Origin of the sequence: Brevibacillus halotolerans, from assembly GCF_026891775.1 — a bacterium.
Taxonomy (GTDB): Bacteria; Bacillota; Bacilli; order Brevibacillales; family Brevibacillaceae; genus Brevibacillus_B; species Brevibacillus_B halotolerans.
Genome location: NZ_JAPTNK010000020.1, coordinates 71827 through 88452, shown reverse-complemented (window position 1 = coordinate 88452; position 16626 = coordinate 71827). Strand labels below are relative to the sequence as shown.

Below are 16626 nucleotides of genomic sequence, written 5' to 3'. Positions count from 1 at the left end.
TATTAGGCACGCCGCCAGCGTTCGTCCTGAGCCAGGATCAAACTCTCCATTAAAGTAGTTCTTGATCAAAGCTTCAAAACTTGCTTGGCTAGTGTTTCTATCAAACATTTTACTGTTCAGTTTTCAAGGAACATTCGTTCGCCTTTCACTAGAGGCGACTCTTATATAATATCATGTATCCTTTTGCTTTGCAAGTCTTTTTTTCATTTACTTGCGAAGCTTTTTTCGTGTACTTCAGAACATTGCGTCCGAGACAACGTAGATTAATATAGCATGTGGACATCCATTAAGTCAATAGATTTTTTAATTTTATTTTTCAGGTACTACCATATAGGCTTTTTCGCGTAAAAACTCTACTTCTCCAGGCAAGAATAGCTCGTGTAATAACCCACGTTTAACCATCTTATCAAGCAAAAGTGGCATGCTTTCTTTATAGTCCTCAGATTCAAATAACTCAAGCATTTGCTCTAGTCTCCATGGACGATATTCATTTTGCATTTGTTCTAAAAGAAATTCCGATCCTATTTTTATTTTAGCCATCAATTGAATTTCGATTGGAAGCAAAAGCAATTCTATCCGCTTATCCAATAGTTCTAAACTAGTTATAACTTCTTCATATAACTTATACACCGTAGGAGCTATTGTTTTTACCTTATAAAATACAGGCTCATCAAATATCTCGTCAGCTTCTACTAGCTCAAGACATGCCCAGTGAAACAAAGCTTGTAAAGCGTTCTGAAAAGAGTCTGGTATCTTTTGTTGCTGCAATAGTTCCTTAGCTTGAGAGAAATGATGTAATACCGCCATATAGTGTTTATAAATAAGTTGCTTTTTCCTCTCTCTTGGCAATTGGAGAAGACAGGACATTTTATCTTTCATAAAATTAGATTTATCAAAGATCATATCTGCCTGTTTCAAAAGCTGTCTTGCTCGTTTAGGAGCCCCTTGCAAACACCATTGCTGAATTTGCCACTGACTAACAGTGTGCTCCTCCAATGCAATTTTTTTAAATTGGTACTGTTTGACCAGCCAATTAGGTTCGTGATCATTAACAATAATAAAGGATATGAGGTCAACACCTTCTGAAAGAAGTTCAATCTTTTCGGCTTGCTCGATAGCCATAACAGACAAAACATCCGCATCCATGGTCTTTTCCCATAAATACTGCTGATGATATTCCAACAAGCTCTCTTTCACCACTCCCCACCCCCCATCCAGATTTCTTACTATATAATCACGAAAGCCTTAACTCCTTAACAGGTTCGCTATATCGGGAAAGTTTCCTTCTTCTCTATTAAAGTTACATCTTTTGCAAAAACAACCTTGATTAGAATGAGTATGCTTAACCATTAACAAGCACATTACAATCTCCTAACTATGGAAATAACTATAAAACTTTTTTGAATCCTTATGCTATACTGACAACGGGAGGTATGCACTTATGAAAAATGTAGACCGTTTAAGTAAGATTAAGCGAATTCGCGGATGGGCTAATTGGAATATGCTGATCGGTATCATCCTCATGTACATAGGGTATATATCTTTTGCCGGTTATTTATTCAAATGGTTTGTCGACATTCCATTGCTTGGCACGCTTAGTCAACAGCTCAAAGGCTCTCATATGACTTTTACCATCATCCTGATTATCGGCTTTCTGATGATGATGGTCAGTACCGTTTTATATATGGTATCTGGTATGGTCTCAACAACATCCCCACAGGTGCAATGCCCTTCTTGTGGCAAAGTAACTAAAATGCTGGGAAAAGAAGATGCTTGCATGTTTTGCGGCCAACCACTTTTACTAGAAGAGGATACTCCAGAACCTCCATCTTCTCTTGAACAAAAGATACGCTCTTAAAGTAGTACAAAATCAACAGCCCGCGCCATGCTCTTTCCTCATCACATAGAATAAAAAAAGGCAGCGAGAAAATCTCCTGCCTTTTTTTCATATTAATTTAAATTGCTATGAATATGCTGCCAAATCTCTGGCTCCTCAAAGCCACGGCGCCATGAGGCAACTCCTGCCAAATCATATTTTTTGGAAACCTCAATCCGCTTTTTGAGTGAAGTCTCATCTTCTAGCCACATCTTGTATGTCGCGTTTTCTTGTTTATCAAAATAGCTCACATAATTTTGTCCAGTAGCCTCATCATAAGTGGCTTTTAGATTACGCTCCTCCATCCACTTTTTAGCCCCCGACATGTACAAAGCGCGTGAGGACACCTTTACACTGCCATCATCTTGCTTTACTTCCTTCCATAAACGGGTATAGAAAGGCATACCTAGTAAAAGCTTCTCCTTAGGCACTTCCGTCAACACTTGCTTCAAGCCGTTCTCTACCCATGGCAGTGACGCTACAGAACCTGCTACAGGGCTAGAGCCCCAATGTTCGTCGTAAGCCATCAGCATCGTGTAATCCACTGCTTCAGCTAAAGCTTTGCGATCTAAGAAATTAGACCAACGATCGCTTCCATGCATCATGGTAACATCAACAGACACCGTTAACTCCTGCTCATGTAAATATGGTGTTAATTCGCGAACAAATTGAACAAATCGCTGCTTGTCATCTAAATAGACATCCTCAAAATCGATATTGATCCCGTCAACCTGATACAAATTAGCATATTGCACAATCTGTGTAATCATCTTTTGACGAGTTTCAAAATCAGATAGCACTGCCTTAGTCCAGTCTGGATTAAATCCATTAGATACAACTGCCCATACTTTATATCCTTCGCGATGAGCCCATCTTACATAAGAAGCGTCTGCTTTATTGCCAACCGTTCCTTTGGCGTCTTTTAATTCAAACCAAGTAGGAGCTACCACATGTAATCCTGACATTTTAGGGATGCTATCCAATTTAGGATTTCGGTTAACCACTTGCTCCCAAACCACATTTAATTTTTGTCCGTCCGGCTTCCATGCAGTATTTCTTTCCTTTGGAGTATCAACATTCACTTCTACCTGATAAGAAGCTAATTTCTTAACCTGATCCATTGGCAAATAACCAAGAACCCCTTCATTCGATAAAAGATGATACCAGCCGTTTGTTTCGTCTAAGATTGTTACCTTTTGACCGTCTACAAGATCAGAGACAATGGGACTTTCTTTAGTGGCATCTAATCTCATTGGTAATGTCTTATCTTTTTCAGAGATAACCTGTCCTTGCTGAATGGTATCGCCGTTGTTTTCCACTGAAATAACATCTTTGCCTTCCATTTTCCGCAAATGAATACCATATATTTTTTCTAACGGGCTAACCGGAACGTATTTTTCCCCGTCAATAATTGTGACAGGCACACGTAAATCAACTGGTTTTTTATTAACAAATGCTTGTAATTTTTCGCTCGGCATTTGGATAACTTTATCTTCGGTAGTAATGATAACAGAGCGACTAGGTTCATCCCAGAATAAGTGCTGGTCGATTTGTTCCTTTAAAAATGAAAAAGGTAACAGGACCTCGTCCTCTTTCATTTGATAGGATTGCAAAACTGCCTTTCCTTTATGTACGATTACCTGTTGGCGCCCATCATAAGGAGTAACTCGCTGATGACTACCGTATTGTACATACATCCAGATAAAATATCCTACTACAGCAAGTATGACCAAAAATAGCATCTTAGGAAAAAGCCTATTCCTTCTTCTTTTTCGCCTTGGACGTTGTGACGTCTCTACATGTATGCTCATGACTCCTCCCAATGTATCTCAGTTCTGTTTGTTCTTCATTATAGAGACAGTTTTCAAAGCTATTTGGTTACAAACTTCTGTACATTTTGCGGTAAAATTCATAAAATGTCGAATCCTATTATGTATAGCCACTGGTTCTTTATTGCTCAGAATGCGGTTTAATGGAGCTTATACGTCTGCCATGCCAATTATGCTATCAAAATATACAAAAAAAGAACCCTGCACGTCTCATACAACTGACATGAAGAGTTCTTCCAAAACGCTTGTTATTGCTTGGGCTTATTTTCTTGACAGCTTTGGCATACACCATAAACTTCCATACGATGCCCAGAAATATGAAAGTTAGCTTGTTCACAGGCTGCTGCCTCTACCTGAGACAAGTACGGGAAGTGAAAATCCTGAATAGCCCCGCACTCAGAACAAATAATGTGATAATGTTCATCTTCTACATTCGCATCGAATCGACTGGAAGCATCTCCGTATGTTAATTCGCGAACCAACCCCGCTTCTTTAAATACTCGCAGGTTATTATAGATGGTTGCCACGCTCATATTAGGAAATTTCCCTTCCAATGCTTTATAAATTTCATCAGCAGTTGGATGAGTCATCGTCTCAAGTAAATACGCTAATATGGCATGACGTTGCGGAGTCATACGAACACCTTGATTCTTTAAAATCTCGACAGCTCTCTCGACTTGTTGCATCATCGCCATGCACCTCACATAATATGACCTTTAAAAAGTAAGTAATTAGAAATATTCTTATCCGTTAACAATAATCTAATTAGAATTGTTATAAATAAGTGTACGCTGATTCTGGAGGTTCGTCAATAACAAGCTTGAATTTGGGGCTTTGTTTCCCTTATTAGCTTGTCCAAGCCTCACTTTTTTTCAAAAGTTACACGTAAGATGTCTTCTTAGCTGACACTCTTTGGCTTCTTGTTTACTTTTCGAGCTTTCTTACGTGTTGGGCATACATCCTCTAGGGGACAAATGTCACATTGCGGGCTTTGTGCCTTGCAGTGATAACGACCGAAAAAGATCATACGATGATGAGTGTCTGACCAATCCTTCTTGGGAATCTTTTTCATAAGAATTTCTTCTACCTGAACAGGAGTAGCATCGTCAGGACAGAAGCCCAATCGTTTCGATATTCGCTCTACATGTGTATCTACAGCGATAGCAGGCACCCCAAATGCAACACTGACTACAACGTTAGCCGTTTTCCGTCCAACACCAGGCAACTTTACCAGCTCTTCATGCTTGTTAGGCACTTCTCCTCCGTATTCTTCTAACAAAAGACGACAGAGCAACTGGATGTGTTTAGCCTTGTTTTTGTATAGACCAATTTGTCTAATATCGTCTTGGAGCTCTTCTAACGAAACCTTTAAATAGTCTTCTGGGGTCTTGTACTTTTGAAATAGGTGTTCTGTCACTTGGTTTACTTTTTTATCTGTACACTGCGCTGACAACAGTACCGCAATCGTCAACTCAAATGCGTTACTATGAGTAAGCTCACAATGCGCATCAGGAAACATATCCGCGAGCGTCTGTAAAAATAATTTCATGGATAATCGACGCATTTCCTTTTCCCTCCTACTATACTCCGAACCAGTTTTACTTTATGCATGCGTTCTATTGTAACATATGAAAAAATTTGATGAGCCCACTTCCCCTAGGGAATTCCATAGTGAAAAAAAGGGAAGCGGGCACATGTAATAAGCGTCATGATATTTGAATGTAATTCGGCTAGGGAAATGAAAAAACAGGTAAATATAGGCATGTCATAGAATGATGAATGGACAAGAGGTGAGAGGAGGAACTTTCGTGAAAGTATTGATAACAGGCGGGTCAGGATTTGTAGGTCATGGCATAATCACCGCCTTACTAGAAGCTTCCCATGAGGTACACTGCTTACTTAGACAAGGCTCCGAATTAAAAATGAAAAAATTGTTTTCGAAGACCGATCATCTTCATCTCCATACAGGCGACATTTTTGCAATAGACTCTCTCCGTGTAGCTATGCGAGATTGTGATGCGGTTATTCATTTAGTAGGTATTATAAGAGAACAGGCTGGTAAAGAAATTACTTTCTCCCGCATTCATGTTGAAGGGACACGCAATGTACTGCAAGTGGCGAAAGAGCTAGCTATCCGCCGCTTTATATTCATGAGCGCGCTTGGTACGCGTCCTCAAGCTGTTAGTGGCTACCATCAGACAAAGTATGACGCGGAGCAATTGGTGAGCGCATCTGGAATCCCTTATGTGATATTTCGTCCCTCCGTTATTTTTGGTCCAGGCGATGAATTCGTCACTATGCTGGCTGATTTAGTCCGCCTTCCTGTTACTCCTGTCATTGGAAGTGGTACCTATCTCTTGCAGCCTGTGTCTCGGAAAACAGTAGCAGAGGTGTTTACGCAAGCACTCACTAATGAGCTAGCTACTAATCAGATCTATGAAGTAGGCGGTCCACACCAGCTTTCCTACATGCAAATCCTACGGCACATTGGACATGCGATTGGAAAATCACATGTAAGGACGCTTCATGTACCACTATGGATGATGAAACCTATCGTTACGATGATGCAAGGTTTTTCCTTTTTTCCTATCACCACAACTCAATTAACAATGCTACAAGAAGGTAATTTTTGCGAAAATAATGAAAAATTATACCAAGATTTTCAGATTAACAAAATTGAATTCTCTTCTGGTATATCCGAATACCTTTCACAGACTAGAACGAAGACCAGATAAATTGAAGGAGCTAGAATAAAAAACAGCCTTTCCTTATACACACATATAAGAAAAAGGCTGTTTGAGATTTATTCATGTAAATTAGGTTCACTCTCTCCTAACTGACTATTAACATACCGAGCTGCTACAAATAAAAAGTCTGATAAACGGTTTAAATATTTAATAGCAGTTGGGTTAATTGGTTCTGTCTCCATAAGCTGGGTTGCTCCGCGTTCAGCACGTCTAACTACCGTGCGAGCTACGTGAAGAGCAGCACCGGCAGGATGACCTCCTGGCAAAACAAAATTAGTCAGCGGAAGTAGCTTCGCATCTAAACAATCAATTTGTTTTTCTAAATAATCTACGTCCTCATCAACGATAGGCCAACCTACCTTTTTTCCTTCAGGTGTAGCTAGCTCTGCTCCAATATGAAATAACTTGGTTTGGATCAGATGGAACGTTTCTAACAACTCAGCCCACTTGTGCTCTTTAGGCAAAAAAGATACTGCTGCTCCAACATGCGAGTTAGCCTCATCGCACGTTCCATATACTTCTACTCGTGGTGCATGCTTCGGAACACGTACGCCATAAACTAAAGATGTTTGACCTTTGTCTCCTGTTTTTGTATAAATCTTCATGTCATACCCACCTTTTCTTCATTTTTATAAGCAACGTAAATAATTACGCTGGGCTAGCCACTATAATGAATTCAGTACTGGTTGCATCAAATGGAGCTTTTGCAAAGCTACCGTAGCGCTCTAAAACCTTAAAACCAGCTAAACGCAATAAATGATGCAATTCTGTCGGGAAGACGTAACGCAATGTAAAGCGTCCAGTTACACGCTCCTGCATTTTTCCATTCTGATCTAGACGTTCATAGCTACGTGTTACTTCTGCTACTTGTTGAAAATAATCGTAGCGAGTAAAATCATACATCGCAACTTCCTGTCCATCCCCTAACGGATACATGCCCCGAAGCGTCAATTTTTCGCTCTCTTCATAGAGATGCTTGATATGTGGTACAAAGACATTAAAGACTAGCTTACCACCAGGCTGAAGATGCTCTCGTATGCAGCGCAATGCCTTCATCTGTTCCTGAATATGAAGCAAATGTAAAAAGGAGCGATAGGGTATCATAATTAAGCCAAACTTTTTTCCTAAGGAGAACTGACGCATATCCCCTTGAATAAAAGACAAATGCTCGACCACACCAGCTTCTTCTGCCTTTGTTACGGCCTTTTCCAACATTTCCCGAGAAATTTCAAGCCCAGTTATGTCGATGCCTGCTTTAGCAAGCGGAATGGTTACTCGTCCAGTCCCACACCCTAATTCTAAGACTTCCCCTTTTGCTGCTTTAGCATATTCTTCATAAAAAGCCAAATCTCCTGCTAATCCTTGCTGTGTGAGATCATAATAGTCAGCCCAATGATACATATTCACAACTGACCCTCCTATACTACCAATTCGTCCGATAAAATATAAGCCATGACTAATTTAGCAGTATTATCAAAAGCAGAGGAATGAGTACGCTCATGCGAGTGGGAGGCATCTACACCAGGTCCAATCAATCCATGAACAACATCATATCCAGCTCGCAGTGCAGCACTAGCATCGGAACCATAATACGGATAAATATCAACCTGATAATTAAGTCCGTTTTCATCAGCCAAGGCAACTAATTTCTTACGGAATCCATAATGATAAGGTCCAGAGGAATCCTTGGCGCAGATCGAAACACAATATTCATCAGTTGTTTGGCCCGTACCGATAGCTCCCATATCCACTGCCAAATACTCTACAGTAGCTGACGGAATGCTTGAATTACCGCCGTACCCAATCTCCTCATTATTACTGATCAAAAAATGTGTCGTATACGGCAGTTCTAGCTTATCTTCCTGAACCGCTTTCATTATACCTAAAAGAATTGCCACGCTTGCTTTATCATCTAAGTGGCGAGATTTCACGAATCCACTCTCTGTCACAGTCGTACGAGGATCAAAAGAGACAAAATCACCAACGCTAATTCCAAGAGCCTTGACCTCTTGAGCATCCGTCACCTTTTCATCCAGTCTGACCTCCATCAAATCTTCTGTACGCTCTGCCTTGCCACTGTCGCGATACACGTGAACAGATGCTTTAGAGGTTACGATCGTTCCTGTATAAATGTGTCCCGTAGCTGTTTCAATCTGGCAATGCTCACCTTCGATCGCATTCCATGCATAGCCACCCACCATGGAAAGCTTGAGGCGACCATTGCTTTTTATTTCTTTCACCATAGCACCAAGTGTATCGACATGAGCTGTTAATAAGCGGTGCTTATCATTGTTGCGACCTGATATTGTCGCTAACAATGCCCCTTTATTAGTCCGCTCAACATGTACACCGCTTTTGCTCAATTCCTCAGTTACCCAGGAAATTACTTGATTGGTGTTACCAGATGGGCTTGGGATTTGTGCCAATTTCACAAATGTATCAATCATGTAAGACAGGGACAAGTTCATCGAATTCTTCCTCTCCTCTTGCTGTTTTTAGACTAGATGTTCTTTTATGTATGCTACTACTTGCTGCACATGATCCTTTACTTTAACTTTAGGGTATATCTGTGCAATCTTGCCTTCTGTATCTAAAATAAAAGTGGAACGCTCAATACCCATATACTCTCGGCCGTACATTTTTTTGAGTACCCACACTCCGTACGCTTCTGCAACACTATGGTCTTCATCCGCAATTAAAGGAAACGGCAATTCGTGTTTTGCAATAAACTTATCATGGGAGGTAACGCTATCCGGGCTTACCCCAAGCACTACTGTATTAAGAGTGGAAAATTCAGCATGATAATCTCGGAAATCACATGCTTCCGTCGTACATCCAGGCGTGGAGTCCTTTGGATAAAAATAAAGCACGACGTTTTTGCCGCGATAATCCTCTAGGTTTATCGTTTGTCCATTATTTGCAGGTTTCTTAAAAGTTGGTGCTATTTGACCGACTTCCAACATGAAAATCCCTTCTTTCCTTCATTTTTCTTATTGTAACAAAAGTTAGGTTCAGGAAAAAGAAAAGGGAGAAGATGCATTGCACTTTACTTAATAAAACATTACGATTACATAATAGTAAAAATTCCGACCTTTCCAAATAGAAAAAGGAGAACCTGGTGATGGCTAACGTGATAAAAGAAGTATTTGAAATAACAGATCCTGAGGCACTTAAATCCTTCGCTGTGCCTGAAAGAGTTAAAATTTTACAGCTTTTTGAAGACCTAGAGCCTCGAACTGCAAAGCAAATTGCTACTGAACTAGGGGAAAACGCGGCACGGCTACATTACCATGTTAAGGAATTGGTAAAAGTCGGTCTATTACAACAAGTGGATACCCGTGTAAAAGGCTCCATTGTGGAAAAGTACTATCAGCCAATTGCAAAAGTCATCAGGGCTAATTTGCACCTCGTTGTGGAGGAAAATGCTCAGCAATTAAGTGAAATCATGTTCTCTCCGTTACATGCGACTGAACAAGAGCTGCTTTATACCATGAATCATCTGGCTGCATCTGACATTGATAAACGAAAGGACTATCAAGACACCTTTGCATACAACTTTGGGAATTTACATTTGACAAAAGAAGAACGTAATCAGCTTTTTAGTGAAATGAAGGATCTCTACCAGCGTTATAAAGATAACAAGCCGTCAGCCGATCGTCTAAACTTTCATTACCTAAATCTGCTTTTCCCGACTTCACCGCGTCAAGATGATCCAGATAACGCTGAATTCGTAGACGATGATGAATAAGTAGCCCACCCTATCCAGAAAGGAGCTGCTATGCATGCATAAGTCCGAAGTATATACCGTACTGTTTGATTTTGATGGAACGATTGCTGATACATTACCAGCCATTTTTACAGCCATTCGCCATACCTTTTATACGTTTCTGCAAGAGGAGTATTCTGATCAGCAGATTATGGAATTATTCGGGCCACCGGAAGCGGGAATTATTAAAAACAAGATTCCGTCTGAGAGATATGAGGAAGCTCTTCAGTGCTTTTATGACAAATATGTAGATGAACACCGCGGGCTAGTAACCCCTGCACCGCTGCTCACTATGCTTGAAGCTTTAAAACACGCAGGCATTCAGATGGGAATTATTACAGGGAAAGGCAGAAGGAGTGCCGATCTTTCTCTTGAGGCATTAAAACTGACCGATTATTTTCAAATTGTCATAGCAGGCGACGAAGTCACAAATCATAAGCCGCATCCTGAAGGCATTCTTCATGCAATGCAACAGCTCCGAGCCTGCCCGGAACATACTCTTTATGTAGGAGACAGCCAAGCTGATGTCACCGCGGCTAGAGCTGCCGGCATTTGTGCGGTTGGTGTGAATTGGTTCCCCGCATCGCAAAGCAACGGGATTTTTGATCCTTCTCCCGATGTATTATTTACAGAGCCTGCGATGATGATGGAATGGCTGTTAAAAAGATGGAATATAGGTAGTAACTAAGCTCAAAGAAAAAAGAGGCCTCCCCTTATCTAGCTGGGAGCAACCTCTTTTTTTCTTTTTGTTTTATGCAAAATTCGTCTAAGCTTACGAAATAACTGGTTTACTTGACGAAGCAGGATTGGTGACTAGTAAGCCAAGTCGTGCAGACATTTTGACAAATACCGGGTAAGCAATCAACGACAGCAAGACACCTTTGATAATGCTAAAAGGTACAATACCAAGCAAGATCATGCTCCACAGACTTTCCATATGGAACATCTGTAGTAATTGCTCTATCGAAATTGAGTAGAGTACCGCATAGAAAGGTAACAATAAAAAGTAGTTTGCCATAGCCATAATCACTGTCATAACCAGCGTACCTGCCGATAGCCCCAAAACAAAACCGACTTTATTTTTATATAAGCGCTGTGTATAAACAGCCAAAAACACAAAGCTTCCGCCTGCCAGCGCATTCGCAATTTCTCCAATAATAAAACCATCTGTGTTTTTTAGCAGAAGATGCAAGCCATTCTTTAAGACTTCAATGAGTACTCCCGCTGCTGGGCCAAAAACAAGCCCGCCAATAATAGCTGGTACCGTACTAAAATCAAGCTTTAAAAAAGTCGGCATCAACGGCACATGAAACTCCAGATAGTACAAAAGAAACGCAATGGCTGAAAGCATAGGGATCGTAACTAGCTTTCTCAGACGCTGTCTTTGAATCGTGTGACTTGTTTTTCCTTGCATGTTGACCATCCTCTCTTTTTCTTTCTCCTTCTTGAGAGATGGCAACAGCAATCCGCAACCACGTGTTATTTTTTTACTCTACTGCCAAACAAACTTACGACGACTGTTCCGCTCTTAGAAAAGAATAAAAAAGCCCCTAAAAAAGCATCATGCTTCTTCAGGGGCATACTGACGATCTTTACCATAATCCAGAGGGTATAGGGAAACAAAGGGCTGTTTATCGAGCAGTCCTCTCCCTCAGCCGACACAACAAAATAAGCACGTGTGCATCGTACTGTCGTCATCCTTCTCCCATCCAGACTGTACTGTCGGCTCTGGATTCTCACCAGATCCTGCACACTTCTGCCTCATTTCAGCAAAAGTGGCTCGCGGGCTAACGCTCGATATGCGCATCACCGCCGGTCGGGAATTTCACCCTGCCCCGAAGGAATTGTGAAATTTTTCTCACGTAATTATTATACTCTGAAATTCCACGTATGACAATATCATTTTATGAAGCTATTCCTCACGAGCCTGCACCGCTATATTTTTTAACCCCTTGGTTCCAGATTAAAATCCCTAAGGTAAAAAAGATGATTCCCATCACAGGCGTTAGCATTGTGTACCCATATAAATCCTCTTTTTTCAAAAAATAAGCTGAAGGATAGAAGCCTACAAATGCGAATGGCAAAATCCATTTCAATAAAATTGCGATTGCATTGTTGTAAATGTCTACTGGATATCGCCCATAGTTTTGAATATTCCAGATCATAGGAGCAATTCCCGTACGTGAGTCGCTATAAAAGCTCACGGATGCTATTGCAGTATAAACACCACCGTAGATCAAGGTACTACTCAATACTAACAGGATAAAGATAATGGGATCGTACCAGGAGATTGTAAGCTGTAGCTTCCATCCTGCATACAGCATAATTAACAGCCCCGTCAGAACTCCAAATATACGATCTGGTGAAATGGATTCCAGCGAAATTTGCGCCAAATGATTGACTGGCCGCGTCAAGATGCGATCCATCTCTCCTCTGATAATATAGCGCTCATTAAAATCCCAAAAACCAAAAAACATCGTAAACAAGGCATATGGAACTAAAAAGTATCCATAAATAAAAATAATCTCATACATCGTCCAGCCCTGAATGTTTGGAACATGTGTAAATACAACTAAAATGAATACCAGATTTAACAGTTCACTTACGATATTGGACAGCAATTCCACGATGAAGTTGGCCCGATACGACAGTTTTACTTTAAAATACTGGCTAAGATAATCTTGAAACAAACGTATAACTTGCCCCATCTGGCTATCCTCCTTGCACGACCAAATTTCGTTTTGCACGTTGCCACAACAGAATAATTGGTATAAATAATAACGCGATCCAAATAACCTGTGTGCCAATTGCTATCCAGGCTTTTTCACCATGGAGTGCCCCTGTAAAAATCATACTAGGCGTAAAATTGATAGCCTGAAACGGCAGATATTGTAAGATCGTTTGGGTGACTCCAGGAAAAAAGCTAATCGGAATAACAACACCTGACAGCAAATCTACCACCATGCGTTTTGCCATAATCATTCCTTCATTTCTCATTAAGAAAAACGTTAGTAGGCCTGTGAGCAAATTAATTTGGGTATTTACCACAAAACCAAGTAACAAGCTTACACTGTACATCCCCCATATTTCCCCACTGCTTGGAAACTCGAACGGAATGAACAACCGAACAATGAGAAGTCCCGGAAAAGCAAAAAACACAAGGCGAAAAATCCCTTCTCCCAAGGCTTGTGCTGTTTTGACTGACAGGTAATTATAAGGACGAATTAGCTCAATAGCTACTTTCCCTTCTCTGACATCCTGACCTATTTCTTGGTCGATATTGTTAAAGTAGAATGCACGAGACATCCAAGCAATTGCTACATAAGAGGTCATTTGAACCAAAGACATACCAACGAGATTGTCCTGCCCGGAATAGATTGCCCCCCACAAGAAGTAATAAGCTCCGATATTAATCGCATAAATGATGATCCCGCTGTAGTAATTTACCCGGTAAGCAAGCAGGGTCAGAAAGCGAATTCGTATCAGCTCTTGATAAAGTTTCCACATGCTAAAATCCCCCGCTTGTCGTCGAGTAAATGTTACGTACAATCTCTTCCGTGGAGGTTTCTTTGATTGTTACATCGGTTAGTTCAAAGCTAGCCATCACTTGCGTCAAAATGGCCGGCAGCTTTTCATGCTGAAAAGAAACAGATAGGGAGTATGCATTAATGCCCTCAATACTGCATTCAAACTCAGATAAAGTAGCCCGCAGATTCTCGGTAGTCATTTTTTGTTTAAATTGGAATACTACTTCGGTTTTATTCCCCCAGCGTTCCTTCAAATCAGTTAAGAGTCCGTCAAAAATCAACTTGCCGCTGTCCATCACTAAGACTCGTTTACACAGTGCCTCAATATCAGATACATCGTGTGTAGTAAGCAAAACGGTGGTATTTTCCGTTTCGTTTAGACTTTTTAGGAAGTCACGAATCTTTTGTTTTACCAGTACATCTAAGCCTACTGTTGGCTCATCAAGGAACAGCAGCTTCGGTTTATGAATAAGAGCAGCAGCGATTTCACAGCGCATTCTCTGTCCAAGACTTAATTTACGAACAGGCTGCTGAATGAATGAGCCCATGTCTAATTCTTCTATTAACCGATCCTGCCACGCCTGTCCTGCTACCTCATCTACCTTATAGACCCGGCGCAATAGACGAAACGACTCTAATGGAGACAAGTCCCACCACAGTTGTGAACGTTGCCCAAAAACAACCCCGATGGACTCAACATATTTTTCTCGATCCCGGTGCGGATGATAGCCATTAATTAAAATCTCTCCGCTAGAAGGGGTTAAAATGCCTGTCAGCATTTTGATAGTTGTTGATTTACCGGCTCCATTTTCACCAATTAAGGCAAACATCTCACCTGCTTGTACCTCGAAGCTAAGCTCATGAACAGCACGAACTGTTTTATATTCTCGTTGAAAGAGATCGCGAAAAGCACCAGACAAGCCATTGCGAGCTTGGTGAATGCGAAATACTTTCTCTAATTGCGTAACATTTATCATATTTCTCGCGTTCCTTCCTCTCCTGCTTTATGGTATAACTGCCACGATAGATAGTGTATATGAGCCAAAGACAACTTGCAAAAAGAAACTTGCCCCAAATACACTTGGTATCCTATGTTATGATAAAAAGGTCGAAAAAGGAGTGAAAGAAATCATGAATCGTGAACAATCAACTAAACTACATGAACAAGCTTACGGTGTTATTGTCGGGGGCGTAAACAGCCCTTCCCGTTCGTTTAAGGCCGTTGGTGGCGGTTCTCCTGTCGTCATGGCAAAAGCACAAGGAGCTTATTTTTGGGACGTAGATGGAAATAAATACATAGATTATCTGGCAGCGTACGGTCCCATCATTACTGGGCATGCTCATCCACACGTTACAAAGGCAATCGTGGACGCGGCACAAAATGGCACACTGTATGGTACGCCAACTCCTTGGGAGATTACCTTTGCTGAGATGATTCGGGAAGCAATTCCTTCCATGGAGCGTATTCGTTTTAATAACTCAGGTACAGAATCTGTTATGACGTGCATTCGTGTAGCTCGTGCCTATACCAATCGCACAAAAATCATTAAATTCGCTGGCTGCTACCACGGCCATTCTGATTTAGTCCTAGTAGCTGCCGGTTCTGGTCCTTCCACACTAGGTATTCCAGATAGCGCTGGTATCCCACAAAGCATTGCTAACGAGGTTATTACTGTTCCATTTAATAATGTTGACGCATATAAAGATGCGCTAGAAAAATGGGGACATGAAATTGCTGCTGTTTTAGTCGAGCCAATTGTTGGTAACTTCGGTATCGTAATGCCTCAAAAAGGCTTCCTGGAAGAAGTTAATCGCCTGACTCACGAGGCCGGAGCCCTTGTGGTGTATGACGAGGTAATCACTGCCTTCCGCTTCTGCTATGGTGGAGCACAGAACTTATTGGGAGTAGAGCCTGATTTGACTGCCTTAGGTAAAATTATTGGCGGCGGGTTGCCAATTGGGGCATATGGCGGTCGTCGTGAAATCATGGAACAAGTAGCACCTCTTGGACCTGCTTATCAAGCTGGTACACATGCAGGAAATCCTGCCTCCATTAAAGCAGGTATCGCATGCTTAGAAGTCCTCAAACAACCAGGCGTATACGAAGAACTCGATCGTCTCGGTATGCTCTTGGAAGCTGGGATTAGTAAAGCCGCAGAAAGCCACGGCATAACCATTCGCATTAATCGCGTAAAAGGTGCTTTAGCTGTTTATTTTACCGATGCAACCGTTACGGATTATGATGGAGCCCAAAGTGCTGATGGAGAACAGTTTGCCCAATTCTTCCGTTTGTTATTGGACGAAGGAATTTGTCTGGCTCCTTCTAAATATGAGGCTTGGTTTATCACAACAGCTCATACTGAGTCAGATATTAAACAAACAATCGAAGCAGTAGACCGTTGCTTTGCGAAAATGGCACAGAAATAAAAGATCAAAAAGGCCTCCAAACGTGTAAGAGTATGGAGGCCTTTCTTATTTTTCATTTGGAAAAAAACGATCGGGCAAACTTCTGGCTTTCAGGGAAAACTACTGGTGTCTTCACTCAAAAAGCGTAATACAGGAGGGCTAGTCAATGTCCAGAGGTAAAAACGACTTTCCACAAGCACCAGAGCAAACCTTTACTGATCCCAAGATGAGTGCAAAGCCACTGGAATTTTTAAGCTTCCAGAATCCACGTAAAACAGAACATCACAAAACAAAGCAGCACAAAACAGAAAATCGGGACGAATAGTCATGACAGCCCCCATTATCGGGGGTTGTTTATTTGTATAATTTATACAATTTTATACCAAAATATTGCTTATCAATTCAATAAACACACAAATATCAGAAAAAAGTTTGCATAAAAACGCTTACATTTGTATAATTAATTGTTTTGATA

Annotated in this window: 18 protein-coding genes and 1 riboswitch; of the genes, 6 read left to right on the top strand and 12 right to left on the bottom strand. The window is 41.1% G+C overall.

Features of this window, described 5'->3' with window-relative positions:
- Positions 1-309: 309 nt before the first annotated feature.
- A complete protein-coding gene (locus O0550_RS20495) occupies positions 310-1197 on the bottom strand; it encodes a nucleotidyltransferase-like protein (RefSeq protein WP_242401368.1) in 888 nt (295 codons plus the stop codon).
- Positions 1198-1441: 244 nt separating this feature from the next.
- On the opposite strand from O0550_RS20495, the gene O0550_RS20490 reads away from it, so the two are divergent.
- Positions 1442-1858: a DUF2614 family zinc ribbon-containing protein gene (locus O0550_RS20490; RefSeq protein ID WP_003335390.1), complete on the top strand. Its 417-nt coding sequence runs from the start codon at positions 1442-1444 to the stop codon at positions 1856-1858.
- A gap of 92 nt (positions 1859-1950) precedes the next feature.
- Here O0550_RS20490 and O0550_RS20485 read toward each other — a convergent pair whose 3' ends face one another.
- The 3 genes from O0550_RS20485 to nth all read right to left on the bottom strand — a co-directional run bounded on the left by O0550_RS20485 (position 1951) and on the right by nth (position 5269).
- The gene (locus tag O0550_RS20485; RefSeq protein WP_258427162.1) at positions 1951-3687 is read right to left on the bottom strand and encodes a glycosyl hydrolase family 18 protein; all 1737 of its coding nucleotides are present in this window, start codon (positions 3685-3687) and stop codon (positions 1951-1953) included.
- 266 nt (positions 3688-3953) lie between these two features.
- Positions 3954-4394: a Fur family transcriptional regulator gene (locus tag O0550_RS20480; protein WP_003335392.1), complete on the bottom strand. Its 441-nt coding sequence runs from the start codon at positions 4392-4394 to the stop codon at positions 3954-3956.
- A gap of 209 nt (positions 4395-4603) precedes the next feature.
- Positions 4604-5269 carry an endonuclease III gene (nth, locus tag O0550_RS20475; protein WP_258427161.1) on the bottom strand — a complete coding sequence of 222 codons (666 nt, stop codon included), beginning with the start codon at positions 5267-5269 and terminating at the stop codon, positions 4604-4606.
- A gap of 244 nt (positions 5270-5513) precedes the next feature.
- Here nth and O0550_RS20470 point away from each other — a divergent pair, with 244 nt between their 5' ends.
- Positions 5514-6440 (top strand): complex I NDUFA9 subunit family protein, encoded by a 927-nt coding sequence (locus tag O0550_RS20470; protein ID WP_258427160.1) that lies wholly within the window; start codon positions 5514-5516, stop codon positions 6438-6440.
- Between the two features lie 68 nt (positions 6441-6508).
- Here O0550_RS20470 and O0550_RS20465 read toward each other — a convergent pair whose 3' ends face one another.
- From O0550_RS20465 to bcp, 4 genes are read right to left on the bottom strand one after another with little or no spacing between them, the layout of a single operon-like run.
- Positions 6509-7057, bottom strand: a complete 549-nt coding sequence (locus O0550_RS20465) for a cob(I)yrinic acid a,c-diamide adenosyltransferase (RefSeq protein ID WP_003335396.1) — start codon at positions 7055-7057, stop codon at positions 6509-6511.
- Between the two features lie 43 nt (positions 7058-7100).
- Entirely contained in the window at positions 7101-7853 is a 753-nt protein-coding gene (locus tag O0550_RS20460; protein WP_096888001.1) for a class I SAM-dependent methyltransferase, read from the bottom strand.
- Between the two features lie 17 nt (positions 7854-7870).
- Positions 7871-8920, bottom strand: a complete 1050-nt coding sequence (locus tag O0550_RS20455; RefSeq protein ID WP_096887992.1) for a M42 family metallopeptidase — start codon at positions 8918-8920, stop codon at positions 7871-7873.
- Positions 8921-8947: 27 nt separating this feature from the next.
- A complete protein-coding gene (gene bcp, locus O0550_RS20450; protein ID WP_003335399.1) occupies positions 8948-9415 on the bottom strand; it encodes a thioredoxin-dependent thiol peroxidase in 468 nt (155 codons plus the stop codon).
- A gap of 158 nt (positions 9416-9573) precedes the next feature.
- Between bcp and O0550_RS20445 the strand changes: the two genes are divergently transcribed.
- Together O0550_RS20445 and O0550_RS20440 are read left to right on the top strand one after the other, a co-directional pair.
- Complete coding sequence (locus O0550_RS20445; protein WP_003335400.1) at positions 9574-10200, top strand: winged helix-turn-helix domain-containing protein; 627 nt, start codon at positions 9574-9576, stop codon at positions 10198-10200.
- Between the two features lie 34 nt (positions 10201-10234).
- Positions 10235-10906, top strand: coding sequence for an HAD family hydrolase (locus tag O0550_RS20440; protein WP_003344132.1), 672 nt, complete (start codon positions 10235-10237; stop codon positions 10904-10906).
- An 84-nt stretch (positions 10907-10990) separates the two neighbouring features.
- Here the strand turns inward: O0550_RS20440 and O0550_RS20435 are convergent, their stop codons facing one another.
- The 4 genes from O0550_RS20435 to O0550_RS20420 form a co-directional block, all read right to left on the bottom strand.
- The gene (locus tag O0550_RS20435; protein ID WP_035318915.1) at positions 10991-11632 is read right to left on the bottom strand and encodes an ECF transporter S component; all 642 of its coding nucleotides are present in this window, start codon (positions 11630-11632) and stop codon (positions 10991-10993) included.
- A 279-nt stretch (positions 11633-11911) separates the two neighbouring features.
- Positions 11912-12065, bottom strand: a riboswitch (FMN riboswitch).
- Between the two features lie 72 nt (positions 12066-12137).
- Positions 12138-12926, bottom strand: a complete 789-nt coding sequence (locus O0550_RS20430) for an ABC transporter permease (RefSeq protein WP_003335406.1) — start codon at positions 12924-12926, stop codon at positions 12138-12140.
- Between the two features lie 4 nt (positions 12927-12930).
- Positions 12931-13725 carry an ABC transporter permease gene (locus tag O0550_RS20425; protein WP_258427159.1) on the bottom strand — a complete coding sequence of 265 codons (795 nt, stop codon included), beginning with the start codon at positions 13723-13725 and terminating at the stop codon, positions 12931-12933.
- Position 13726: 1 nt separating this feature from the next.
- Positions 13727-14722 carry an ABC transporter ATP-binding protein gene (locus O0550_RS20420; protein ID WP_003335409.1) on the bottom strand — a complete coding sequence of 332 codons (996 nt, stop codon included), beginning with the start codon at positions 14720-14722 and terminating at the stop codon, positions 13727-13729.
- Positions 14723-14876: 154 nt separating this feature from the next.
- Here O0550_RS20420 and O0550_RS20415 point away from each other — a divergent pair, with 154 nt between their 5' ends.
- Complete coding sequence (locus tag O0550_RS20415) at positions 14877-16172, top strand: glutamate-1-semialdehyde 2,1-aminomutase (protein ID WP_003344121.1); 1296 nt, start codon at positions 14877-14879, stop codon at positions 16170-16172.
- Between the two features lie 145 nt (positions 16173-16317).
- A complete protein-coding gene (locus tag O0550_RS20410) occupies positions 16318-16476 on the top strand; it encodes a hypothetical protein (RefSeq protein WP_003335410.1) in 159 nt (52 codons plus the stop codon).
- The last annotated feature ends 150 nt before the right edge of the window (positions 16477-16626 follow it).